The 23,959-nt window shown below is 32.0% G+C and carries 22 protein-coding genes and 1 pseudogene; 7 read left to right on the forward strand and 16 right to left on the reverse strand.

Going from position 1 to position 23,959, the window contains the following annotated elements; genetic code table 11:
• Positions 1-3: 3 nt before the first annotated feature.
• From J8L88_RS22410 to J8L88_RS22430, 5 genes are all read right to left on the reverse strand, one after another.
• Positions 4-1,119 carry an imelysin family protein gene (locus J8L88_RS22410; protein WP_118389720.1) on the reverse strand — a complete coding sequence of 372 codons (1,116 nt, stop codon included), beginning with the start codon at positions 1,117-1,119 and terminating at the stop codon, positions 4-6.
• A 105-nt stretch (positions 1,120-1,224) separates the two neighbouring features.
• Complete coding sequence (locus tag J8L88_RS22415; protein WP_211061913.1) at positions 1,225-2,451, reverse strand: DUF4856 domain-containing protein; 1,227 nt, start codon at positions 2,449-2,451, stop codon at positions 1,225-1,227.
• A gap of 198 nt (positions 2,452-2,649) precedes the next feature.
• The gene (locus J8L88_RS22420) at positions 2,650-3,108 is read right to left on the reverse strand and encodes a heme-binding domain-containing protein (protein ID WP_211061915.1); all 459 of its coding nucleotides are present in this window, start codon (positions 3,106-3,108) and stop codon (positions 2,650-2,652) included.
• 17 nt (positions 3,109-3,125) lie between these two features.
• Positions 3,126-3,992: a hydroxymethylglutaryl-CoA lyase gene (locus J8L88_RS22425; protein ID WP_211061918.1), complete on the reverse strand. Its 867-nt coding sequence runs from the start codon at positions 3,990-3,992 to the stop codon at positions 3,126-3,128.
• Positions 3,993-4,041: 49 nt separating this feature from the next.
• Positions 4,042-4,668, reverse strand: coding sequence for a LysE family translocator (locus J8L88_RS22430; protein ID WP_027392278.1), 627 nt, complete (start codon positions 4,666-4,668; stop codon positions 4,042-4,044).
• 160 nt (positions 4,669-4,828) lie between these two features.
• Between J8L88_RS22430 and J8L88_RS22435 the strand changes: the two genes are divergently transcribed.
• Positions 4,829-5,740 (forward strand): spondin domain-containing protein, encoded by a 912-nt coding sequence (locus tag J8L88_RS22435; protein WP_118389712.1) that lies wholly within the window; start codon positions 4,829-4,831, stop codon positions 5,738-5,740.
• 1 nt (position 5,741) lies between these two features.
• Here J8L88_RS22435 and J8L88_RS22440 read toward each other — a convergent pair whose 3' ends face one another.
• The 5 genes from J8L88_RS22440 to J8L88_RS22460 all read right to left on the reverse strand — a co-directional run bounded on the left by J8L88_RS22440 (position 5,742) and on the right by J8L88_RS22460 (position 12,007).
• Positions 5,742-6,779 carry a quinone-dependent dihydroorotate dehydrogenase gene (locus J8L88_RS22440; protein ID WP_118389710.1) on the reverse strand — a complete coding sequence of 346 codons (1,038 nt, stop codon included), beginning with the start codon at positions 6,777-6,779 and terminating at the stop codon, positions 5,742-5,744.
• Between the two features lie 84 nt (positions 6,780-6,863).
• On the reverse strand, positions 6,864-9,062 hold the full coding sequence (locus tag J8L88_RS22445; RefSeq protein WP_211061920.1) for a PepSY domain-containing protein: 2,199 nt from the start codon (positions 9,060-9,062) through the stop codon (positions 6,864-6,866).
• A 13-nt stretch (positions 9,063-9,075) separates the two neighbouring features.
• Positions 9,076-9,564, reverse strand: coding sequence for a DUF2271 domain-containing protein (locus J8L88_RS22450; RefSeq protein WP_027392282.1), 489 nt, complete (start codon positions 9,562-9,564; stop codon positions 9,076-9,078).
• Between the two features lie 27 nt (positions 9,565-9,591).
• Complete coding sequence (locus J8L88_RS22455) at positions 9,592-11,094, reverse strand: ankyrin repeat domain-containing protein (protein WP_211061922.1); 1,503 nt, start codon at positions 11,092-11,094, stop codon at positions 9,592-9,594.
• Position 11,095: 1 nt separating this feature from the next.
• Positions 11,096-12,007, reverse strand: coding sequence for a DUF6607 family protein (locus J8L88_RS22460; protein WP_211061924.1), 912 nt, complete (start codon positions 12,005-12,007; stop codon positions 11,096-11,098).
• A 117-nt stretch (positions 12,008-12,124) separates the two neighbouring features.
• On the opposite strand from J8L88_RS22460, the gene J8L88_RS22465 reads away from it, so the two are divergent.
• From J8L88_RS22465 to pepT, 3 genes are all read left to right on the forward strand, one after another.
• On the forward strand, positions 12,125-14,284 hold the full coding sequence (locus J8L88_RS22465; protein ID WP_211061926.1) for a TonB-dependent siderophore receptor: 2,160 nt from the start codon (positions 12,125-12,127) through the stop codon (positions 14,282-14,284).
• An 11-nt stretch (positions 14,285-14,295) separates the two neighbouring features.
• Positions 14,296-15,042, forward strand: a complete 747-nt coding sequence (locus tag J8L88_RS22470) for an HmuY family protein (protein ID WP_027392286.1) — start codon at positions 14,296-14,298, stop codon at positions 15,040-15,042.
• Between the two features lie 159 nt (positions 15,043-15,201).
• Positions 15,202-16,437, forward strand: a complete 1,236-nt coding sequence (pepT, locus tag J8L88_RS22475; protein ID WP_211061928.1) for a peptidase T — start codon at positions 15,202-15,204, stop codon at positions 16,435-16,437.
• 45 nt (positions 16,438-16,482) lie between these two features.
• Here the strand turns inward: pepT and J8L88_RS22480 are convergent, their stop codons facing one another.
• Complete coding sequence (locus tag J8L88_RS22480; protein ID WP_211061930.1) at positions 16,483-16,647, reverse strand: hypothetical protein; 165 nt, start codon at positions 16,645-16,647, stop codon at positions 16,483-16,485.
• Positions 16,648-16,811: 164 nt separating this feature from the next.
• The gene (locus J8L88_RS22485) at positions 16,812-17,555 is read right to left on the reverse strand and encodes a LytTR family DNA-binding domain-containing protein (protein WP_211061932.1); all 744 of its coding nucleotides are present in this window, start codon (positions 17,553-17,555) and stop codon (positions 16,812-16,814) included.
• Between the two features lie 40 nt (positions 17,556-17,595).
• Between J8L88_RS22485 and J8L88_RS22490 the strand changes: the two genes are divergently transcribed.
• The 3 genes and pseudogenes from J8L88_RS22490 to J8L88_RS22500 all read left to right on the forward strand — a co-directional run bounded on the left by J8L88_RS22490 (position 17,596) and on the right by J8L88_RS22500 (position 20,748).
• Entirely contained in the window at positions 17,596-19,518 is a 1,923-nt protein-coding gene (locus tag J8L88_RS22490; protein ID WP_211061933.1) for a histidine kinase, read from the forward strand.
• Positions 19,519-19,586: 68 nt separating this feature from the next.
• Positions 19,587-19,739: pseudogene (locus J8L88_RS22495) on the forward strand (peptidase T); the annotation flags it as partial.
• 130 nt (positions 19,740-19,869) lie between these two features.
• The gene (locus tag J8L88_RS22500) at positions 19,870-20,748 is read left to right on the forward strand and encodes a mechanosensitive ion channel family protein (RefSeq protein WP_051336021.1); all 879 of its coding nucleotides are present in this window, start codon (positions 19,870-19,872) and stop codon (positions 20,746-20,748) included.
• Between the two features lie 75 nt (positions 20,749-20,823).
• Here the strand turns inward: J8L88_RS22500 and yajC are convergent, their stop codons facing one another.
• From yajC to J8L88_RS22520, 4 genes are all read right to left on the reverse strand, one after another.
• On the reverse strand, positions 20,824-21,123 hold the full coding sequence (yajC, locus tag J8L88_RS22505; RefSeq protein ID WP_027392289.1) for a preprotein translocase subunit YajC: 300 nt from the start codon (positions 21,121-21,123) through the stop codon (positions 20,824-20,826).
• Positions 21,124-21,128: 5 nt separating this feature from the next.
• Positions 21,129-21,608, reverse strand: coding sequence for a DUF1573 domain-containing protein (locus J8L88_RS22510; RefSeq protein WP_027392290.1), 480 nt, complete (start codon positions 21,606-21,608; stop codon positions 21,129-21,131).
• A 49-nt stretch (positions 21,609-21,657) separates the two neighbouring features.
• A complete protein-coding gene (gene nusB, locus J8L88_RS22515; RefSeq protein WP_118389698.1) occupies positions 21,658-22,569 on the reverse strand; it encodes a transcription antitermination factor NusB in 912 nt (303 codons plus the stop codon).
• A gap of 163 nt (positions 22,570-22,732) precedes the next feature.
• Positions 22,733-23,827 (reverse strand): Glu/Leu/Phe/Val dehydrogenase, encoded by a 1,095-nt coding sequence (locus J8L88_RS22520; RefSeq protein ID WP_118389696.1) that lies wholly within the window; start codon positions 23,825-23,827, stop codon positions 22,733-22,735.
• Positions 23,828-23,959 lie beyond the last annotated feature (132 nt).

The raw sequence follows: 23,959 nt of genomic DNA on the forward strand, positions 1-23,959 counted from the left end.
CATTTAATCTCCATCGGCATCTACAAAATCAATATTTACAGCTATAGCCTGAAGCATATCTACTTTTAGAAAAACAACATTCTTTTGCAATTCATCATACGTATTAAGCATTAAACTATTATTTGTTCTCACTTGCTCAGAAAAATCTTCGTTTAGGTTCGTCGCTATTGTTCTAGCTGAATTAAATTGATTATTAATCAGACTACTTAAATCCTCACCGTCTTTAATAGTATTAAGAAAATCTAGGTATGTCTTTAAACTCTGACCTGTAGCATTACTACTAAAATCCTTTCCGTTAAAGAAATCTTGTAATGCGTCAAGATTCGCATTAAAAAGTGTTTTTGATAAATCGCCTTTATAAATCGCTTCTACTCTATCATCTAATGGATTCCCAGAAAATACACCTGCCGGAATACCTATTTTACCTGCACGCAAATGTTTTTCATAATGAAATATGAAATCATTTACTAACTTATCTAATGAACTTGTAGCAGATGAACCATTATTATTTACAAAAGAACCTCTAAAAGTACCTGTCCAATCGTTTAACACCTCAGATGTCATATCATCCATTCTGGTAACAAGATCAGTAAGGTAATTTTTATAATTTGTACCTGTAGTGGCGTCGGTATAGAAACCAACAATAGCGGCATCAGAATCAGAAAGACCATTAATTAAATAATCCAATGAACCAAAACCTTGTTCATCTTGCTGAGAAACAGAAGTAAGATCATAAGTTCCTGAAGATATATTTGCTTCTATATTTGTAGCACTAACAGGATATACATTCATAAAGTTTCTAAAAGAAATCTCTTCTGCTTTCCCAATTTCAAACATACTAACAGATTGCCAAGAGATAAATGCAGTTGACCAAGCCTGTCTTAAAGCTACCAAATTAGATTCATCCGTCGTACCTACAAAATCCGATGTAGCTACTTTTAATGCAGCCATATTTGTAGAAAAATTTTGATATGCTGGAATTACAATATTATCCGCCACATTTTCTAACATAGCCTTTCTATCAAAGTTATCTGTCGTTTCTCCACTATCATCACTTGATGAGCAGGCAGCCAGAATAAGAACCAAAACAACCACTGTCAAAAACCCAAACTTCTTCATCTTATTTTTATTTATTCTTAATAAATTTTTGCAAATGTAAAAAAAGAGGAGGGATTATTACAAAGTCCTTCCTCTTTTTTATCATTTTTATATTTTGTTTAATTTTTAGCTCCCAGCCTGTGCTACGGTAAAATCAAACTTAGATGCTATTGTTTCTGACATTGTATCTAAGGTTTCTGGTGTTACATCCCATAAACCATTTGTTCCTCCCATAAGATCGTCTATCAAGCTTTGTACCTCTGTTCTAGTGAAATAAGGAGTATTACTATCTGAATTTCTTGTAAACTGTAAACTATAAACAAATCCGAATCCTTCGGAAAGGTCGTGAAATGCACTTGCATAATCCACTGTACCAGCTTCTAATGCTGCTTTTCCTTGTTGTAAATAATAAACCGCTCTTACTGCAATAACTTCAGAAATTTTTTCTCTAAGAATTGCCGCTTGTTCATCACGTACGGTATAGTTTTTAGCAACAATAGCAGCTCTACCTAGTTTAAATGCATTATAAATATCATCAGCTATTCCTGTAAAATCAGCATCATCTTCTACTCTACCAACATACTTATTAAGAAAACTATCATCATCTCCAATAGTTGCATTAGGATTCGCTGGATCTATAGAAGCACCGTAAACATATCCATAAGCTTCATCCCATTTATGCTCCATAGTAGTATACGTACTACCATCTGCTACTATTCCATTATCATTATTTGTTACATTATCAGCTTCGTCAAGAACAGCCGTACCTAAGTAGTTATTTAATGCTTGATCTGTCATTAACGCACCGATCAAACTCTTAGCAAATGCTTGATTATACTCTAATCCTTTAGCATTTACATATCTATTAGATCCACCTCCAGCTTCTTGAAGAACTCCTGGATTACCAGCTGTAGCAGTTATCGCCCAGTTAGGAAAAACCTCATCAACCTGACCATTAATCCAAGCATCAAAATCAGCTTTTATCGCTGCAGCTTCTGTAGCGTTAGAAGAAAAATAATCTCTTGATGCTGCTGTTTTACTTCTTACACTTTTATCAGAAGCATTTAAATCCGCATCTTCAAAATCATCTGCATTTTCTTGATGATCAAACATTGCATCTATAATAGCTTCGGTATTTGTATTATCAACAAATTGGCTGATAATTACCTCTGCCATTGCTATTCTAGTAGTTTGACCACTAAAGCTTACGGTACTTTCTCCTTCTCGTAGGAATTCATATGTAGCAGGCACTTCTACTTGCGTGATTGGAGTTGCGTCATCATCAGAAGAACAAGAACCTAAAACGATAGTTCCCGATATGCATACAATTTTGAATACACTTTTAATTTTCATTGCTTTTTATTTAGACTTATTACAAATAATTAATAAAGTGCAAATATATTCAACCAAATATATCTGGCAAATTTTATTTATACTAAATCTAAATAAATTTAAATTTTTAACAATTAGATAAAAAAAACTAGTAATCCTAAATGATTATCTAACTGTTCTATTCATAAACCAGTTTCCAAAATTGTTTAACTACTGTAGTTAATTTGTAGCGTATTTTTTTCTAAGTTCTGTTGTCCAATTAATTAGAACTTCCATTTCTTCTTTTTCTAAATCACCGTGGATCCAAGTATAGGATGAAAGTGGCATTTCTCCTTCTTCTACCTCTTCAATCAACTCATCCAGTTTATGGTCTTTTTTCTTATCAGAATACCCTTCCCAATCAGAAACATTAAAATGTTCTTTTCCTTCTTCCACATGATCTGCTAACCAATAAGAAACTGGTGCTATTTCTGCATACCAAGGATATATGGTTTGATTGCTATGACAATCGTAGCAATTACTTTTTAATATTTCCTTTACCTTCTCTGTTGGCTTTGTATCATTTTCAAAATAAGCTACCGATTCATATCCTGACTCGTTCTTATCTGGTCTAACAAATTGCATAATTACTAATACTACTAACAATAACAGCCCTACTTTTTTTAATACATTTTTCATTTTATTACTCTATCTATTTAATGGTATTTCGTAAATATCTTAGTTGCTTCATTATGAGAAGACTCAAAACTCATAGTTCTTACATTAGTATCAGCCTGTACAGTGGTAAAGTAAGAAAGCATTCTCTCCGTAGGCATGTTACCTGTTAATTCATCTTTTGCCATTGGACATCCTCCAAATCCTTGTATTGCTCCATCGAACCTTCTGCAACCGGCTTTGTAGGCCGAATCTACTTTTTCATGCCAGGTTGTAGGCGTTGTATGTAAATGTGCGCCAAATTCTATATCGGGATATTTTGGGATCAAGTTAGCGTATAAATACTCTATAATTTCTGGATTAGAAGTACCTACAGTATCAGAAAGTGATAAAATTTTCACTCCCATATTACTTAACTTCTCTGTCCAATCACCCACAATCTCTACATTCCAAGGATCTCCATAAGGGTTCCCAAAACCCATGGATAAATAAGCTACTACTTGTTTATTAGCTTTATCAGCAATATTTAAAATTTCCTGTAAAGTTTCTACAGATTCTGCAATGGTCTTATGCGTATTACGCATCTGGAAATTTTCCGAAATCGAAAAGGGGTATCCTAAATAATCAATTTCTTTATGCCGCACTGCATCATTAGCTCCGCGAACATTAGCTATTATCGCTAATAATTTACTTTCTGTTGCCGAAAGATCTAATTTTGATAAAACTTCTGCTGTATCTACCATCTGCGGAATCGCTTTTGGAGAAACAAAACTACCAAAATCTATAGTATCAAAACCACAACGCAACAACGATTGGATATACTGTACTTTTTTTTCTGTAGGGATAAAATCCTTGATGCCTTGCATAGCATCTCTTGGACATTCAATGATTTTTACTTTTTCGGCCATTTATTAGCTTCTATCTAAAAGAAATTCAATTAAGAGTATAAAAATATGATTATTTTTCAGAAAACAGGATAAAAATTCCTATTCCAATAAAGACAATTATCTGCATCCATTTTAAGAACTCTCCAACCCTTGAATTACTTTTAACAAAATCCGAAATATAACCAGCCATAATTGCTATCCCTCCAAAAACAAAAAAAGACACTACGATAAACAAAAAACCTAAAACATAAAACTGCGTTACATTACTTAACTCTTGACTAAATAAAAACCCAGGAAAAAAGGCTAAAAAGAATATAGACACTTTAGGATTCAGTACATTCATTATAAAACCTTGCTTAAACAATTGCCCAACACTCTTTTTCTCAACCGAATCCTCAGAAAGCTGAATAGATCCTTTACTTCTCCATACTTTATAAGCTAAAAAGAATAAATACAAAGCCCCCATTAGTTTAATCCCAAAAAACAATATCTCACTTTGTTTAATTATAACAGAAACACCAAAGGCAACCAATGTTGTGTGAACCAAACATCCGGACATCAAACCTGCGACAGTAGCAAGACCGTATTTTTTTCCATTAACAATACTTTGCATCAACACATAAATATTATCAGGTCCTGGAGAGATTGATAAGGCCAATGTGGCAATTATAAACGTATACAAGATGTCAAAATTCATTCTTAATTTTTATGAGATTACATTTCATTGACAAATGCTTCAAAAATATGCATATCGTTTTAAATTAGTTCCTAATAAATCATAATTAAAAATTAGGGTTATTTAGTAATCAACTGTTTAGAATATATAACACAAATCAAAATAACCAACAAACTCACAAATGAAGAAACGTATACTAAACTCTATTATATTACTCTTAGTATTTACAACATATAGCCAAACTACTGCCACATATGATATTGTTTTTACAAGTAATTGGGCATCTCACGGAACTTTACCCGGTAACGCACATTTTACAGAATTAGTAGGTGCTACACATAATAACAACATTGTTTTCTTAGAAATGGGTGGTTTAGCCACTCCCGGAATTGAAGACGTTGCAGAATTAGGTCTTTTCGGTGACTTCTCTAACGAAGTGAACACCGCAATTGCCGCAAATAATGCAGACCAATTTATAGAAGGCCCGAATTTATTCCCTACTTCTTCTAATCAAACAATTAAAATTAATGATCTTACTGTTAGTTCTGATTATCCGCTAGTTAGTCTTGCCTCTATGATTGCTCCTAGTCCTGACTGGATGATTGCTGTAAACAGCATATCTCTGATAGATAATGGAGGGCAATGGATTCCAGAGATTTCTATAGATCTTTTCCCATATGATGCCGGAACTGAAGAAGGAACTGGATATAGCCTTAACAATAATGCTACTAACCCGCACGAAGCTATTTCTATGCTTTCTCCATCAAATTCACCGTTTAATTCCGATAAGATAGGCACTATAGTTTTTACCCAAAAACAACTTAACGTACAAGATTTTAACACACAAAAAGATGACATCACTATTTCGCCAAATCCTAGTGATGGTAATATCTCTATTCAGACTAACCATGCATCAACCTTAAAAGAAATTGAAATTTATAATGTTTTAGGTAAACAAGTTAGACGTTACAATTTTAAACAGAGTAATAGTAATATTAATCTAAACTTAAGTAATCTAAACGCTGGAATTTATCTAGTGCGACTTCATACTAATTCAGGAACAACAGAAACTCAAAAAATAATTCTGAGATAGTTTACAATCCTTTTTGAACAACCATTTTATTGATATTTTTTATCAATTTTGGCCCTTCATAGATAAAACCAGTATAAATCTGAACTAGGCTTGCTCCTGCTTCTAATTTTTCAATTGCATCCGCAGCTGTATGAATACCTCCTACTCCAATTATAGGAAAAGCTTGGTTACTTTTTTCTGATAAATATTTTATCACTTTTGTACTTCTGCTCTTGATTGGTAGCCCACTTAATCCTCCATTACCAATATCTTCTAATCTTTTCTTAGAAGTCTGTAATCCTTCTCTATTAACAGAAGTATTACTAGCAATTACACCATCCAATTTTGTTATCTTAACTAGTTCTATTATTTCATCTAATTGAGTGTTGTTTAAATCGGGAGCTATTTTTAGTACAATTGGTTTTTGTGCCGAAAATGTAAGATTTGCTTTTTGAACAGTTCTAATTAACTCTTCTAAATATTCTTTGTCATTAAGTTTTGCATGACTCCCAACATTAGGACAACTAACATTTAGTACAAAATAATCAACATATGGGTGTAATGCATTAAAACAAGCTAAGTAATCTCTCGTATAATCCTCGGGAGCTGTATCTGTGTTCTTTCCAATATTACCACCTATTATGAGTTTACCTTTATTCTTTTTTAATTGAGTAATCGCTGATTCTAATCCTTCATTATTAAATCCCATTCTATTAATGATCCCAGAATCTTCTTTTAATCGAAATAACCGTTTTTTAGGATTACCTTCCTGAGCTTTCGGAGTAACCGTTCCGATTTCAATAAAACCAAACCCAAAATTAGCTAACTCGTTATACAATACTGCGTTTTTATCAAATCCAGCTGCTAATCCAACAGGGTTTTTAAATTTCAATCCAAAAACTTCTCTTTCTAATTTGGAGTTTTTGACTTGATATAAACTTCTAAAAATACCTGATACAAAAGGAAACTTTGATAGCGTTCTAATCATTTTGAAGGTAAAGTGATGTACACCTTCTGGATCATATTTAAATAATATTGGTCGAACTAGGGATTTATACATGTAACAGCTTCTTTTGGTTTGCAAAAATACGTGTTACAAAAATTTTACCATACAAATATTTAATTTTTATAATATTCATTAGATTCAATAACAATCCATTCTGATCTGTTTATTTTTTTGAAAGGTACTTAATGGAGTGTTTAATTTATTTTCAGTTATACTTTCCAAAACTTCAAGAACTTCATCTTGCATATTAACAGACCCGCATATCATGATCAAACCATCTTTCTGAAGAACATCCACTATCACACTGTACTCTCTCTGTATAACATTTTGAACATATTCATTATTATCTTCTCTAGAATAAACCCCTTGAAAAGCGTACAATTGCTTTGTTAATTTACCTCGTTTTAGATAATCTTCATATATCTCTTTAGATTCTCGAGTTCTTCCACCCCAAAACAAATGAGTTTTAGCATATTTATTCTCACCCGCAATCATTCCTAAAAAAGGAGCTATACCTGTACCATTTGCTATTAAAACTGCATTCTTTGTATTCGTAGGTAAATAAAATTTTTCATTACGTTTAATTCTACCTTTTAAGATATCTCCCTTATTTAATTGGCTTAAATATGAGGAACAAAGACCTAAATCATGCTTTTTAACACTTAATACAATACCTCCATCTACTTTTCCTATTGAATAAAGTCGTTCTACTGTATTTTGATCTGAGCGAATAGCTAATAAATCTCCGGATCTAAAATCAATAGAAGAATCTTTTGATTGTAACCGAAGTAAAAATGTATCATCAATATTCAATGGTGTTCTATCGATGACTTCAAAAGCATCATATTCTTTATCAACAAAATCTTTAAAAACTTCAATCTCTAATGCAAGCCCTTCAGATACACTCCATTTTTGAATCCAATACTGAAAATTATCTGTTGATTTGTTATTTATTTTTTCTATCGGTAAGCTAGCAGTAAATTTAGAATGCTCTCTAAACAATTCATCTACATCTTCTGCAAATTTGCAAAATTCAGGATATGCTAAAGATCCAAAACCTACTACAGAAAATCGAAGCTCATTAATAGGTTCTATACTATTGAACAACTGATTAAATTTTTTAGCATTTGTAGGAGCTTCTCCTTCGCCATAAGTAGCAGTAATAACAATTATGTGTTGCGCTCTTTGATATGTTGTATATGAATTAAGTTCTTCTACAAAAACTGTTTTACCTACTGAAAATAGTGCTTTTCTTAGATAATTAGCAAACGTATACGTAGAGCCATTTTCTGATCCTACTAAAATTATATAATCGCTTGTATCCTTATTCCCTTTATTACATATCAGTTTACTCCCGTTACGACGTTTAATAGTCATATAAAAACCTGAATACATAAAAAACAAAATGACTACACAAGTAATCAATAAGACAAAAGACCATAAAACATTACCTTTACCTGTATGTAAGATAAGTGCGTAATATGTTGTTAATTTCACAAACGGGTATTCTTGCTCACTAAGCACATTGCCATTAAATTGATTTACAATAAGTTCTTTATTAATCAATTCTAATCTAAAGTAATCCTCTATATCATCAGAAAATGGAAATTCTATGTTCTTAACTTCGGCAAGAGATATTTTTTTAAAAACTGGAAAATCTGTAATAGCAATTACATCAGTTTTCTGATCTCCTTGAAAATTAATTTGGTGGGTGGATGTATATTTCGGGAGTAGAGAAAACTTTTCAATAGATAAATATACACCAGTCAATGCTACAATAAGAATTGGCACAAAAAACCACCGACCTAAAACAACATGATAAAATTGATTTGCATATTCTTTATTAACCTTTGAAAAAAGTTGTAAAACGCCTCCTTGTCTCTTAGCAATAAGAACAATACCCGTAATCACAATCACAACTAACAATAAAGAAATAAAACCAACAAAAAAACGCCCGAAACTTTTGAGGAATAAAGATCGATGGAGATTAGTAGCAAACTTAAAAACTCCGGATTTACGTTTTGGTACACCTAACTTCTCTCCTGTTCTTGGGTTTATATAAATTCTTTCGTCATTTCCCTCTTTCGTTACTACAGAAGCAATTACAAAATTTGTTTCATCTACGGTAATTGCAATAATATCATCATACTCTTCCCGTAATGCCTTAATAGTTTCAGAAATCGTTACCTCTTTAATGTTATCTACTACATATGGTTTTGCAATATCAGATATTGGTTCTAAGGCAAGAATTACTCCCGTTACTGAAGCAATAAATAAAAAAATAGCAGAAGATATAGCCAAAAGAAGATGGCTATATCTCCACAACGAAATAGTCATTATATTCTATATATTATTGAGGAAGCATTCTTATATATCTAATAAAACCCTTCCCTGCCACTTTAGACTTAATCGTTTCAGTAGTTAATTCAAACTCAACATCATCCTTATAATATTCTTGATCTTCTACCGCAGTTTCAAAACGAATTTTATATCCAGCATCAATTTTATCCTTAGGTATTTTAATAATACTTATAGTTCTTTCTCCTCCAGCTATGGTAGCACCAGAAATCGCATCTATATCTGGCCTCCTTTTTCCATAGAATTTCCACCACTCTGTAATATCACTATACCACTCACTATCTTTTCCTTGCACATATAAAGTCTGATCATACTCCCCATCTGGTTTCATAAGTGAAATTACCACATAGGCAGCTTCTCCTGTATAATTAACCATCTGAATCATACACTTAAGATTCTGAGTCTTCGTTTCATTAGTAAAAGAGACCAAAGTAAAAACAGCTAATGCTGTTAAGAATACTATTTTTAAAAGTGTTTTCATTTATTCAAATATTTTATTTCCAACAATCTACTCTTGCAGAAAATCTAACTCAATGTTTTGTTTTTGTAATAATTCGTTTTCAGATGCTAAATCAAAAACGGTTTCATTAAAACTCGTTTGCATGTTTTTATCAGCTCCTTTCTCTAAAAGAAATTTTAACACATCAATACTCTTTGCCTTCATTGCAGCCAAATGTAGTGCTGTGTTACCTTCATCGTTTTTACTATTTAATGGAATATTTAATTTCTCAATTTTTTCTAAAAGAGCTACATCATTTTCTTTTACTGCCAAATGCCATAATGTTTCTCCTTCTGCTTGATGTTCTGTAAAATCAACTCCTTTTTCTAATAGTAAAGTAATTTTTTGATCGAACTCTTCTGAAGTTTTTTTATCGTATGACTCCAAAGCATAATATGCTAGTGAATTCCCTTCTGTATCCTTTAGCAATGGATTTGCTCCATTATTTAGTAATAAATTAACGACGTCAATATTATTTCTTCCAACGGCTTTCATCAATGGCGTTACACCAATTTTATTAGACTGATCAATATCTTTTACGTATTTAATCAAATATTTAATCGCCTTTAAATCATTTCTAGAAACGGCATTTGAAAAAGGAGTATCACCTTTACCATTTGCTTGATTAATATCTACCCCTTTTTTTATAAAATAATTGAATATATCTTGTTCCTTATTCTTAAAAGCTAATGCATGCAACGAATTTACTCCATCAGTTGTTACTACACCTGGGCGAATACCTACATTTTCTAAGTATTGATAAAGCTCTAAATTATTGGCACTATTCCGAGTACCTTGACTGGCAAATATAAAAGCATTTCCTCCTTTAGTATTCAAAGTTTTATAAGCCACACCCTTTTTAATAAGCAACTCTAAAATCTTCGTATTACCCTTTTTTGCAGCATAATTGAAAATACCATTACCATTATCATCCTGACTGTGTATATCAATGCCTTTATCAACGAAATATGTGATCAAAGTTTCATCTTCCAGAAATGGTGCTACAAGTAATAATGGATTGGCACCATCGTTATTTTTTTCTGTCATCGGATTAGCACCATTTTTTATACAAAAATCATATAGTTTTGTGTTTTTTTGACCGGTAACCGCTGCAAAATTTAATAATGAGTATCCGTGACTATCAATAATATCTGTTCTCGCTCCTTTTTCGAGTAGGAACTGCATCATTTCAAGATTATCCCGATAAATTGCCCAAAAAATATAGGTTCTACCATCGTGAGTTTTCTTATTAACATCATTCCCTTTCTTGGTCAATAGATATTCTATAGTAGAATTCCTCACTTTTTCTAAAAGTGCGTATGAAATAGCATCAAAAGCAAACCTATTTAATGCTGTTGGATCATTGCCTGCAGCTATATCCTTATCTATTTGTTCGATACCAGGATTAGACTTCCAGTATGTTCTGTCTAAAAAAACATTTTCTTGTGCTTGTATTTTCGAACAGATCAGCACAAAAATAGTAACCAACCATATATTATGTATGTTTTTCATATTATGGTTTTTTTACAAATGATTCTATGATAGAATTAATGTCTGCTTCGACTGTATAATCTTCTGTAAAAAGATGTTTATATAGTGCTTTATTTTCTACTTTCTGCTCTAATGACAGGTCTTTATTTCTAGCAAAAATTTCATCCCATTTACCACGCACCATCTCCCACTTATCACCATGCTCTTTCCACCAATTAGCAGCAACTTCACAACGTTTATTATCCACACGCTTATATACATTATACCCTTTTTCTTTTGCAATAATCACATCTTCTTTACCCTTTTCTCTTATGATTTTATCATTGTCCTGATCATGGACCCATCCTGTTTTTGTGATTTCATGGCGGTTTCCTCTAATGGTAACATTATAATCACTTCTAGTAGTATACTCTCTCCTTGGTAATGGTGCGGGTGTTGTGTTTTCCCAAAAGCTTTTTCCATCAACATGAACCCAACTAGCTGAACCTTCATAACGAGGGCTATCATCTACTTGAAAAACCTTTTGTGACCATTGTCCAGATACTTCGCTTTTTGGTTTTTGCACATATTTCCAATTATTATCCCCATCATAGAGATAAAAATTTAGATTTTCGTATTCCCAATCTTGTCTCCAATGTTTTACAATATGTGGATCAGCAGGATTACCAACTTGTAAAATATGCTGAATCGATATTTTATCATCTTCATCAACAATTAATTGTGCCCATTCTAATCCTTTTGATATTTTATTTTTAGAAGGCTTGTATAAAGAATCATTCGTGTAATTAAATGTCTCTGCAAAGTTAAAAGTGACTTCATAGCAACCGCACATTGACTTTATAGCGGTAAGATCATTTTCTTTTTTGTCTGTTTGCCCCATAACTAAACTTGACATAAATAGTGACGAAACAATTGCTAATTGACTGATTTTCATTTTAATAATTATTAAAAAATTTAAGATATAAAAATTTAACTACTCTTATTTAGACTGAATTAAAATAAGATTATATATTTGCCAAAATTAATCATTATTTTTAATTAATCTAAATTAATGAACAAATTCATTGTTTTTATATTATTATTAAGTAGTACTATCTATAGTCAAACAAATATTCCTCATAGGGAAAGTGATTCTTTAAAAACTGAAAAATTAGAAGAAGTCATTCTTACTGCAACAAGAACAGAAAGACAATTATCCTCTATTCCGCTTCCGGTTACTTTAATCTCCGGAAATACTATAAAACAATCAGGAAGTGTTAGAATTGATGACATTTTAGCAGAACAAACAGGGCTTATTCTTGCTACCGATGAAAGCGGTTTTGAAGGTATCCAGATACAAGGAATAGATTCCGATTACACTTTAATTTTAATGGATGGTGTTCCTTTAGTAGGAAGAAGTTCAGGAAACTTTGATCTTAGTCGACTTACAGTAGGTAATATCAAACAAATTGAAGTTGTAAAGGGGCCTACAAGCAGTCTTTATGGATCCGAAGCGTTAGCAGGTGTTATTAACATCATCACAGAAAAACCAAAAAACGAAAAACTTAAAGGACAGGCTTCTTATCGTATTGGATCATTTACCGCCCAAGATATGAACTTATCATTTCAGCAAAAGAAAGGAAAAGTAAGATATGCTTTATTCGGAAATCGTTTTTCTAGAGATCAATATACCTTAAATCCAGATAACAGTGAGCGTTCGATAACAGTTAACCCTATTGAAAACTATACGGTTAATGGTAGGTTTTATTATGATGTGAACGAAAAATTAAAACTAAGTGCTTCTGGGAGATACTTTAATCAATTACAAGATTCTGGCTTTACTTTTACGGATACTAATGAAGATGGACAAGAAATCACAGTAAATGCGCAAGGAGAAGCAGTAGAAAGAGATTTAAATGCTCTATTAAAATTAGATCAAAAATGGTCAGAAAAATTTAATACTACTTATGAATTTTACTACACAAATTACATTGCAGAAGATATCAGTAGAAATACTGAAACTAATGATATCGTATTCAATAATTTGTTTGATCAAAAATTATTTAGAGGCGAAATACGTGCTAACAACATTATTAAAAATACTGGAACCATAACCACCGGTGCTGGTTATCAATATGATTTTCTAGATCGTACTTTATTTGAAAACGAAGTTAGTTTTAACTCACAGTATATATATGGGCAATTCGACATGAATCCTTTAGAAAATCTTAATATTATCATTGGAGCTAGATTCGACAACCATTCTGAATACAATAACCAAGTAAGCCCAAAGTTTGCATTTAACTATAAAATCACTGATCAACTCTCGATTAAAGGATCTACTGGCTATGGATTTAAAGCTCCAGATTTTAGGCAGTTATATCTAAACTTCACAAACCCTTCTGTAGGTTATTCTGTTTTAGGTTATCAAACAGTACCAAGAGAATTACAACTTTTATTTGATCAAGGTCAGTTAGCATTGGGAGAAAATTTAAATCCAGCTCAAGGACAAGCCAGAGTAGATGAACTTATCCAAGCATTTGATAAAGATCTTAAAGCAGAAAGTTCTATTGGATACAACATTGGAATTAACTATAGACAATCCAAAAAACTCATTCTGGATATTAATTTCTTCAGAAACGATTTTAGAAACCTTATAGACACCTTCGTACTGGCAAGAAAAACTAATGGCCAAAATGTATTCAGCTACCAAAATTTTGATGAAATATACACAGAAGGAATAGAGTTTAGCGCAACCTACAACATTTTTGACAACTTAGAAATTAGTGGTGGTTACCAGCTTCTATATGCCTTTAATAAAGACATTAAAGAACAAGTAGAAAATGGAGAACTATTCGTACGAGACGAAAACTTAACATCCATCGTACTTGCAGAAGAAGATCATTACGGTTTTTTTAATAGATCAAGACATAATGGAAATCTAAAAGTGTTTTGGGATATCCCACAATGGAAATTAAACGTAAATGCTCGTGCCATCTACCGAAGTAAATATGGGTTAGGTGATACCAATGGAAATGGAACATTCGATGCATTTGATGATGATGCTGTAGTAGTTGATGGATTTGCAACTTTAAACATAGCCGCGAGTAAGAAATTGTTCAAAAGTTTTGAAATACAAGCAGGCGCAGACAACGTACTTAATTATCAAAATATCAATATCCCCGGTAATCCTGGAACCAGAGGATACATAAGAGTTAATTACCAATTTTAATATTTATAAAAATGAAAAGAGGATTTTATTTATTACTAACGTTTAGTCTTACCATAGCTTCATGTAGCAGCGATGATGATTCATGTGCAGAAACTGTCTTTTTTGAAGATGCGGATGGAGACGGATTAGGTAACGCAGCAACATCACAACTTGCATGTACAGCTCCAGAAGGGTTTGTTTCAAACTCAGATGATAATGATGACACGCAAGCCCTTGCTGATCTTATATCAGAAACAACTAGCAATTTACCAGCACCTCAAGAAGGTGGACAAGGACAACCAATTTCTGGTGATTTTACGCTATTTGATTTAGACACAGGAGCGATCACCACAGATGAAAATAATTGGGATATTGCTTTTAGAGCAACGACAATTATTGTTAACGGAGGCGTCTCGCAAGGAACTACGGATGAACCTAGCAGAACCGGAAATGCAGCAGCTTACATAGCTACTGGTACAATGTCGGATATCGCTTCTGTAGATTCTAGTCTATTTGTTCAAGATGCAACAGATGCACTTGCTATACCATCTGGAAGTGACGAAGGTTGGTACAACTATTCTGGATCTCCATTATTCTTAATTACTCCTTTACCAGGGAAAATCTTAGTAATACGTACTTCAGAAGGAAAGTATGCTAAAATAGAAATTCTTAGTTATTATAAAGATGCTCCGACTAGTCCTGATGCATTTGTTAACGAAAGTAGATTTTTTACATTCAATTATGTATACCAACCTAATAACAACATCACGACATTTTAAAAATTCTGAATTAATATTTACAACTAATTACCCCTAGAAGCAATAATCCTATCGCTTCTTTTGTAGAAAACCTTGCTTGGCAAGGTTTTCTTATTTTTTAAAAACAACATATTATAATAATACCGTATTTTTGAAATCTTCTGACAAAAAAATGTTGCTATGATTCCGAAAAAACATATTATTGATCGATTTATTAGTTATGTAACTATTGACACAGAAAGTGACCCTAATAGTGATACAACTCCCAGTTCTGAGAAACAATGGGATCTAGCAAATAAATTGGTAGAAGAATTAAAATCAATAGGATTACAAGAAGTAACTATTGATGAAAATGCATATATCATGGCAACCTTACCTTCTAATGTAGACCATGAAGTACCTACCATAGGTTTTATTTCGCATTTCGATACTACTCCGGATTTTACAGGAGCAAATGTAAATCCTCAAATTATAGAAACCTATGACGGAAAAGATATCGTTCTTAACGAAGAAGAAAATATCGTATTATCTCCTGATTATTTCGAGGATCTAAAACTATACAAAGGTCAAACATTAATTACCACAGACGGAACTACACTATTAGGAGCTGATGATAAGGCAGGTATCGCTGAAATCATCTCTGCTATGGAATATCTGGTACAACATCCAGAAATCAAACACGGTACAATACGTGTTGGCTTTACTCCTGATGAAGAAATAGGTAGAGGAGCGCATAAATTTGATGTCTCAACATTTGGAGCTGAATGGGCATACACTATGGATGGTAGCCAAATCGGCGAATTAGAATATGAAAATTTTAATGCAGCAGGTGCAGTGGTAACTATTAAAGGTAAAATCGTACATCCAGGATATGCTAAAGGTAAGATGATCAATAGCATGTATATCGCACAAGATTTTATCAATTCTTTGCCAAGATTAGAGACTCCAGAGCATACCAGTGATCGAGAAGGCTTCTTCCATTTATATTCTATGAATGGAGAAGTTGAAGAAACTAAACTTCAATACATCATCAGAGATCACGACAAAGAACATTTTGAAGCTCGAAAAGAGATGATGGCAAAATTGGGAGATGAACTAAATAAACAATATGGAAAAGATGTAGTTGATGTAACGATCAATGATCAGTATTATAACATGAAAGAAAAAGTGGAACCTGTAATGCATATCGTAGATATTGCAGAAGAAGCTATGAAAGAATTAGGCATTACTCCTCTTATTAAACCAATACGTGGAGGAACAGATGGATCGCAATTAAGTTATATGGGATTACCATGCCCTAATATATTTGCTGGTGGACATAATTTTCATGGAAGATATGAATATGTTCCTGTAGAAAGTATGATTAAAGCTGTAGAAGTGATTGTAAAGATCGCCGAACTTACAGCAAAAAGGTAAAATAAACCCTGTTTAAAAAAAACAGGGTATAATTAATTTTAGAGACTATTGATACTCATTATCTGAACCGCACACCCAAGCATAACAACCATCATAACCTGTCATGAATTTTCTACAGTCAGCTCGATTTGGTCGATCAGGATAACAATCAATACCGCCACTTACTGGCCCAAACCCTCCTTGAACATTTTTTTGTGAATTTTTATTCAATTCTTTTACACCGCTTAAACTTAAAATGTTTTTTAACATAACTTCTGATTTTATATAATAATGAATTAAAAAATTATATTCCAAAATTATCGTACAAAGAGCTTTATTGAAGCTACAAAAATTTAAGTGCAGTGAATTTCAATGTAAGGGACAAACTATCCTATTTAATTGTAATTTTCCAGTAATGCCATCAAACTAGATCTATTTCTAGTGGATACATTTATTTTTTCTTTATTTGTTAAAACTATAGTTTCCTTACGAACAATCTTATGAATATAAGTTATGTTTATTAGCACGTATCTACTAGCTCTAAAAAAGCCTTTATTTCTCAATAACTCCTCATAGTACTTTAAAGAATTATTTACCAAATAAACATTTTTATCCTTCATATGAAATCTTGAATGATTTCCATCCGCCTTACAGGTGACAATATCAGTTAACAAGACGGATACCTGTTCATTCCCTAGATTTAGAAACAATTTTGATTCAAAAAGGAAATTTTTCAACAAATCATACCTATGCTTAGAATAAATTCTATTTTCTAAATTCAAAAATCTAGAAACCACCTTGTGCAATTTCATAACATCAACCGGTTTAGTTACATAACTAAAAGTATGATAATCTATAGCTTTTTCCATATATTCTTTATGACCGGTGATAAAAATAATTTCAAAATCCTGAAAACTAACAGCATCCAATATATCAAATGCACTACCATCTTTTAATGTAATATCTAAAAACACCAACTCCGGTTTTATTATGTTTATCTTGTTAATTGAGTCCTTTATATTATCAGATAAACCCTTAATTTTAATAGTACTATAATGCTCTTCTAAAAAGGAAGAAATAAATTGTTGCATTTCTCGATTATCTTCTATTATCAAGACATTAATAAAAAGATCATTCATTAAAATTAAATTGTTTTAGGAGATTTAAAAAGCTATAAAAATGCGAAATTTGACAGAAATAAAAAAAATGGATTATAAGATAATTTTCATATTATTAATTTTAATTATCTCCACAGCTCATGCTCAAGATAAAGTTTATTCTCAAGAGGATATCATAAATTTTGAAATTCTACCCAACACAATCGGTAAGCAAGAGGAATATAAAAAAATGCTCCAAACCGACACTTCTTTAATTGGCTGGGTTTACTACTACACCAAAAAAAGTTATTACCATTTAGCAGAACAACAGGATGACTCTGTTTTACACTATTCTGCATTAGGAATCCAAAAATATAATGAAATGCAAGAGGTTCCGGATTATGAAGCAAAGCACCTAAAAAACATACTTATATACCGCTCCTATGCCTTAAATCATCAAAAGAAATACAAAGAATCTTTAAGCGTTCTTCTACGCGCACTGGACGAATCCAAAAAACTTCCTAAATATCAACCAAAGTCAAATGCATACATACTTGCTATGTTAGCAAGTAATCATATTAAAATGGGAAACAAAAAAAGAGCTCTTAAATACAGATTAGAAATCGCAAAAGATTCTCTTTTTATGTCAACTCCAACAAACGCTGCTTCTTGTTATAACAGAATAGCCTTATTACTAAAAGAGACACAACAAAAAGATTCCGTTCTCTACTATTACAAAAGATCTCTTCAAAAAAGATTATTAACAAATGATTCTTTGATAATAGCAGGAACCTATGGAAATATTGGTGATTATTTTAGAAAAGAACAACTTGAGGACTCCGCTATATATTACTTCGAAAAAGCAAAAAGTATATATGACATCAATTTAAAAAAAGATGCACGTTTCCATACACATTTATTTATTACATCTTATAACGGATACCTATTACTTAAAAAAAATGAAACAAAAGAGGCTATAAAAACCTTTACAAAGGTATTAGATAGCACTGCAACTTTCTCTAAAATAGATATCGAAATCAAAAGATTAAATACGATGACTTCAGAATTCCTAAGAGAAGCGTATATAAAAAATGACAAATACGAGAAAGCCTTAGACATAACTGTAAAAGAAATTAAAACTTTAGAAGAATATCATGAGCAAATTTTAGAAGAAAAGCTAAACGAACTATCAATTGCTTATGAATCTAAAGAAAAAGATAAATCAATAAAGAGTCTTACCGAAATAAGTAAAGAAAAAGACATAGTTATTCAAGAGCGCACTTTATTTATTATTATAGCTATCATACTTATTATATTAATCGTCGGATTTGGCTTACTCTTCTTTATCAATAGAAAACTAAAAAATAAATATAGAATCATCAACCTAGAACAACGTCTATTGAGACTTCAATTAAATCCTCATTTCATTTTTAATTCTCTGAGCACGGTAAGTAATCTTGCAGAAAATAAATCCAAAAAAACTACAACATATATTACCAAATTGGGTGATTTAATAGCATTGACACTTAAAAACTCAAGAGAAGAGTTCATTTCCTTAAATGATGAAATCAAATTCATAACTAATTATCTAGAACTACAATCTGATTTTTCAAAAAAATTTAACCACGAGATAAACATTGATGAAGGTTCAGAAAACATAAATGAAATCTACATTCCACCAATGTTTATACAACCTTTTATCGAAAATTCAATTGAACACGGATTAACCTCCATTGAAAATGGTCTAATTAATATCGCATTCAAAATTAATAAGATCAATAATATTCTTGAGATTAAGGTTAAAGACAATGGAATAGGAATAAAAAAACATGACGAGTTAAAAAAATCTTTAAATAATAATTACGATTCTTTATCTAGTAAAATAATTAAAGAAAGACTTGATATATATTCCAAACTGCTAAATAAAGAAGCAAGGTTTACAATCAAAACAGGAGATTATGGAACTGAAGTTTTGCTATGCATTCCATTTATTTTAGATCACTAAAGGTAGCTATAAAAGTAGGGAGGTATCAATAAGACATTTCAACAATTCCTATCAAATCACGAATTTGGGGTTCTCAATTAAGTTATATGGGATTACCATGCCCTAATATATTTGCTGGTGGACATAATTTTCATGGAAGATATGAATATGTTCCTGTAGAAAGTATGATTAAAGCTGTAGAAGTGATTGTAAAGATCGCCGAACTTACAGCAAAAAGGTAATTCGCAATTCATCGAGATTTAATAACTTTTAACGATTTTACATTTTTTTCTTATCTAAGAATAAAAACAATGTACCCACTATAGTAGTAGATTTATGTGATAACTATTTAATCACTTTAAAACATAAATCATGCAAACTACAGACAAGGTCGTAGATACTGCCGTATCTGCGACTACAGAAACAGGAGGTGCAATAATGAGCTCTCTAGGCGGTTTTTTCAATTCTATACAAGAAGGAGTTGGTCAATATGGACTCAAAATTGTTGGAGGAATTGTTGCATTAATTATCGGACTTTGGATTGTAAAAATGATCATGAAAGCTATAAAAAAAGCTTTCGATAAAAGCAAAGTAGACAGTACCCTAAAACCATTCTTAGTTACCTTAGTAAATTTCTTATTAAAAGTATTATTATTTATTTCTATAGCAGGTATTGTAGGTATACCAACAGCTACATTTGCAGCATTACTAGCAGCAGTAGGTTTAGCCATCGGAGGTGCTTTTAATGGATCTTTAGGTCATATGGCAGCTGGAGTAATGCTACTTGTCTTTAGACCGTTTAAAGTAGGGGATCTTATCGAAACGGGAGGTAAACTTGGTTTTGTAAAAGAAATCTCGGTCTTCGTTACGATTTTAGAAACTTTTCAAAATAAAACGGAAATTATCCCGAATGGGGCTATCACTGCCGGTACAATTACAAATTTAACAACCATAGGTAATCTAAGGGTGGATATGCCTTTTGGAATCCAATATGGTACAGACATCGAAAAAGCAAAACAAATTGTGATGGATGTAATGAAAGGCGATAATAATGTAATGGAAAATCCAGCTCCTAGAGTAGCAGTAAATAATTTAGGTGCAAATGGCGTAGAATTATTAGCATTACCTTATTCTACCTGTGATGACTATTGGGATGTATACTGGGATACTAGACAAAGAATTGTAGAAGCTTTAGGTACCGCTGGATATGCAGCTCCACTACCACAACGAATCGTCACTATGAAATCTTAATCAACCTATACTTATATATATTACACAAAAAAGCGCCGTATTTAAATACGGCGCTTTTTTTAATAAGAGCATTTGTTATTTTTTCTTTTCAGCCGGTGGTGCATTTAATTTCTGGCTCATTTCTAAAGAAATAGCAGATTTATCAAATGTTAATTTACCAGCTCCAGTTTCTATAACAACTGCATTATTTTTTTCGCTGAAGTCAAAGACTTTTCCGTGAAGACCACTTTTGGTAACTACACGATCTCCTTTTTTAAGCTCTTCAGCAAATTTCTTCTCCTTTTTCGCTTTTTGCATTTGTGGGCGTATCATAAAAAAGTACATCACTACAAATATTAAAAGTATAAAAGGTAATTGTCCTCCAAATCCTTCCATAAATATTACTCGCTAACTGGAGTTCCGCTTACTGGTTTAGCTTTTGGAGTTACCATTGCCTTAATCTTAAGGATTTCTTTTCCTGCTTCAGTATTAGCAGTAATAGTAACTTGCTTGTTTTGAGCGTTTGGCTTACCGTTAGAGTTAAACTTTACTAACATTGATCCTGTAGCTCCAGGAGCAACTGGTTCTTTTGTCCACTCAGGAACAGTACAACCACAACTTCCTTTTGCGTTTACAATTACTAAAGGCGCTTTACCTGTATTAGTAAAAGTAAATGTATGCTCTACTACATCACCTTCATTGATTGTTCCAAAATCGTGCTCAGTTTCAGAAAAGCTCATTACAGGAAAATCTGTGTTTTTTGCATCACGATCTGCAGCATCAGCTACATTTTCTTCTTTAACTTTTTCTGCTGCATTATCTTTACAAGACATAAATGTCAAAGCAAAAACACCAGCTAAAATTAAGATTCCTTTTTTCATTACTTGGGTTTTTAATTAATTGAGGGTTAAAAATACTATTTTTTTTGAACTACATAAGTCCACGGCCAACTTTATTTAATTTACCGTTCTCTTGATATTCTTTAGATATTTTATCCAGAATTCCATTGATAAAGATACTACTCTTTGGGGTACTATATTCCTTAGCAATCTCTAAATATTCGTTAATTGTTACTTTTACAGGGATTGACGGAAATTTTTGGAACTCACAAATTGCCATTTTAATGACCGCTTTATCCAACTCTGCGATTCGGTCTTTATCCCAATTTGGAGTCTTTCCTTCTATTTCTTTTGCAAATTCTACTCCGTTAAGCGCTGTTTTCCTAAAGATATCTTTTGCAAATTTTTTATCATCAGCATCTTTATAGAGTCTAGGTAAAGACATATGCTCATCATGAGTTTGCTTTACCTTTCTAAGCATCTTGATAATCCCTGTATTAATTAATGGCAAATCATCTATCCAAGTAAGCTTCTTATCTTCGATATATTCATATAACTTATCATTAGGAGCTATAATTTCTTTAAAAACATCTAAAATAAAATCCTTATCTTCTTTAAAAGAACTCATTTTAGTATCCATATAATCCGAATACAACTCACTTGTACTAATCTCTTTCCAAAGAATTTTAACGTACTCATCATCTAGATCCCAACAATTCATTTTCTTGTGATCCATAGCTTCCTTAAGCTCTGTATTCTTTTCTAATAACAAAAGAACTTCGTTATTAATAAATTTCTGATTTGGATTCTTTTCTTCTGAAGTTGCTAAATATTTTTTTTGACTCTTTTCTAAAAAATCAACAGCATGCTTTCTTATTTCTACCAAAAGTTGAAGATTTATAAGAAACAAATCGTACATCTGATCAATACTAAACAGCAGGAATTTTTCTTCTTTATCTAGATTATCACTTTTCGTCTGCTCTAGTGCGTAGAGGGACTGCATTACTTTAACTCGAATATGTCTTCTGGTTAACATAAGAAATTACAAAGAACATTAATAAAATGGGCGAAAGTGAGTCTCACTTTCGCCCTGCAAAAATACTATTATTTTTAATCTACCAATTCTAAAATTCACTTTTTATACAGTAAATTTTAGATTCTCTCGGCTATTGATTTTTTTTGGCTGCAATTCTTTCATCTGCTATACTAACAGCAGCAGCATTTGTTGTCATACCTGTTGCCTTTGCCTTATTCAAAATATCCAAGGTAGTATTATAAATATTTTCAGTTTTTTTCATGATTTGGTCTCTACCATATCCTTCTATTTCTGCATATACATTTATTATACCTCCGGCATTAATCAAAAAATCTGGAGCATAGACAATTCCCTTTTCTTGTAATAAAGGACCGTGTATATCTTCTGAAGCCAATTGATTATTTGCTGCTCCAGCAATTACTTTTACCTTTAATTTATTAATAGTCTCATCATTAATTGTTGCTCCTAATGCGCAAGGTGCATAAATATCAGCAGTTTCAGAATATAAATCTTCTCCTTTATATATTTCTACTCCATATTTACCACTTACTTCTTCAAGTCTTTCTTGATTGATATCCGTGATAATTACATTAGCTCCTTCTTCTGCTGTTAAACGTACAAGCTCTTCTCCTACATGACCAATACCCTGAACTAGTATTTTCTTACCTTCTAAATTATCAGTCCCGTAAGAAAACTTAGCCGAAGCTTTCATTCCCATATAAACTCCATAAGCAGTAACAGGAGATGGATTTCCTGCTCCTCCTTTTGATTCAGAAATTCCAGTTACATATGGTGTTACCTCTCGCACAGTATCCATATCTGATGTTTCCATACCAACATCTTCTGCCGTATAGTATTTACCACCTAGTGTATGAACAAACTCTCCAAATCGTCTCATAAGAGCTGGAGTCTTCATTACTTTTGGATCTCCTATAATCACAGCCTTTCCTCCTCCAAGATTTAATCCTGTAATAGCCGCCTTGTAGGTCATACCTCTTGACAATCTCAATACATCATTAAGAGCATCCCATTCTGTTTGATAATTATACATTCTAGTTCCTCCAAGAGCTGGTCCTAAAATTGTGTTATGCACCCCAATTATTGCCTTTAATCCTGTATCTTTGTCTTGACAAAAAACAACTTGTTCGTGATCGTTAAAAGACAATTGTCCAAATACAGGAGCTTGTTTTTTTAATTGATTCGCAGTAAGCACTTCGGTTATCATTTTTCAGAAATTTTAAAATGTTATAATTATATTATAGTCAAAATAGAAGCGCTAAAATACGGTATTTTTACGAATTTAAAATTTTTTGTTGTTAAACTTTAAGAATTTGTTAATAATTGAGTTTCTAAAAAT

This window comes from Aquimarina sp. MMG015, assembly GCF_018100855.1.
In the GTDB taxonomy this organism is placed as follows: domain Bacteria; phylum Bacteroidota; class Bacteroidia; order Flavobacteriales; family Flavobacteriaceae; genus Aquimarina; species Aquimarina latercula.

What these genes read in the sequence shown, in the direction of transcription:
- J8L88_RS22410 (WP_118389720.1), bottom strand. Translation starts at nt 1,119, where the DNA reads ATGAAGAAGTTTGGGTTTTTGACAGTGGTTGTTTTGGTTCTTATTCTG.
- J8L88_RS22415 (WP_211061913.1), bottom strand. Translation starts at nt 2,451, where the DNA reads ATGAAAATTAAAAGTGTATTCAAAATTGTATGCATATCGGGAACTATC.
- J8L88_RS22420 (WP_211061915.1), bottom strand. Translation starts at nt 3,108, where the DNA reads ATGAAAAATGTATTAAAAAAAGTAGGGCTGTTATTGTTAGTAGTATTA.
- J8L88_RS22425 (WP_211061918.1), bottom strand. Translation starts at nt 3,992, where the DNA reads ATGGCCGAAAAAGTAAAAATCATTGAATGTCCAAGAGATGCTATGCAA.
- J8L88_RS22430 (WP_027392278.1), bottom strand. Translation starts at nt 4,668, where the DNA reads ATGAATTTTGACATCTTGTATACGTTTATAATTGCCACATTGGCCTTA.
- J8L88_RS22435 (WP_118389712.1), top strand. Translation starts at nt 4,829, where the DNA reads ATGAAGAAACGTATACTAAACTCTATTATATTACTCTTAGTATTTACA.
- J8L88_RS22440 (WP_118389710.1), bottom strand. Translation starts at nt 6,779, where the DNA reads ATGTATAAATCCCTAGTTCGACCAATATTATTTAAATATGATCCAGAA.
- J8L88_RS22445 (WP_211061920.1), bottom strand. Translation starts at nt 9,062, where the DNA reads ATGACTATTTCGTTGTGGAGATATAGCCATCTTCTTTTGGCTATATCT.
- J8L88_RS22450 (WP_027392282.1), bottom strand. Translation starts at nt 9,564, where the DNA reads ATGAAAACACTTTTAAAAATAGTATTCTTAACAGCATTAGCTGTTTTT.
- J8L88_RS22455 (WP_211061922.1), bottom strand. Translation starts at nt 11,094, where the DNA reads ATGAAAAACATACATAATATATGGTTGGTTACTATTTTTGTGCTGATC.
- J8L88_RS22460 (WP_211061924.1), bottom strand. Translation starts at nt 12,007, where the DNA reads ATGAAAATCAGTCAATTAGCAATTGTTTCGTCACTATTTATGTCAAGT.
- J8L88_RS22465 (WP_211061926.1), top strand. Translation starts at nt 12,125, where the DNA reads ATGAACAAATTCATTGTTTTTATATTATTATTAAGTAGTACTATCTAT.
- J8L88_RS22470 (WP_027392286.1), top strand. Translation starts at nt 14,296, where the DNA reads ATGAAAAGAGGATTTTATTTATTACTAACGTTTAGTCTTACCATAGCT.
- pepT (WP_211061928.1), top strand. Translation starts at nt 15,202, where the DNA reads ATGATTCCGAAAAAACATATTATTGATCGATTTATTAGTTATGTAACT.
- J8L88_RS22485 (WP_211061932.1), bottom strand. Translation starts at nt 17,555, where the DNA reads ATGAATGATCTTTTTATTAATGTCTTGATAATAGAAGATAATCGAGAA.
- J8L88_RS22490 (WP_211061933.1), top strand. Translation starts at nt 17,596, where the DNA reads ATGCGAAATTTGACAGAAATAAAAAAAATGGATTATAAGATAATTTTC.
- J8L88_RS22500 (WP_051336021.1), top strand. Translation starts at nt 19,870, where the DNA reads ATGCAAACTACAGACAAGGTCGTAGATACTGCCGTATCTGCGACTACA.
- yajC (WP_027392289.1), bottom strand. Translation starts at nt 21,123, where the DNA reads ATGGAAGGATTTGGAGGACAATTACCTTTTATACTTTTAATATTTGTA.
- J8L88_RS22510 (WP_027392290.1), bottom strand. Translation starts at nt 21,608, where the DNA reads ATGAAAAAAGGAATCTTAATTTTAGCTGGTGTTTTTGCTTTGACATTT.
- nusB (WP_118389698.1), bottom strand. Translation starts at nt 22,569, where the DNA reads ATGCAGTCCCTCTACGCACTAGAGCAGACGAAAAGTGATAATCTAGAT.
- J8L88_RS22520 (WP_118389696.1), bottom strand. Translation starts at nt 23,827, where the DNA reads ATGATAACCGAAGTGCTTACTGCGAATCAATTAAAAAAACAAGCTCCT.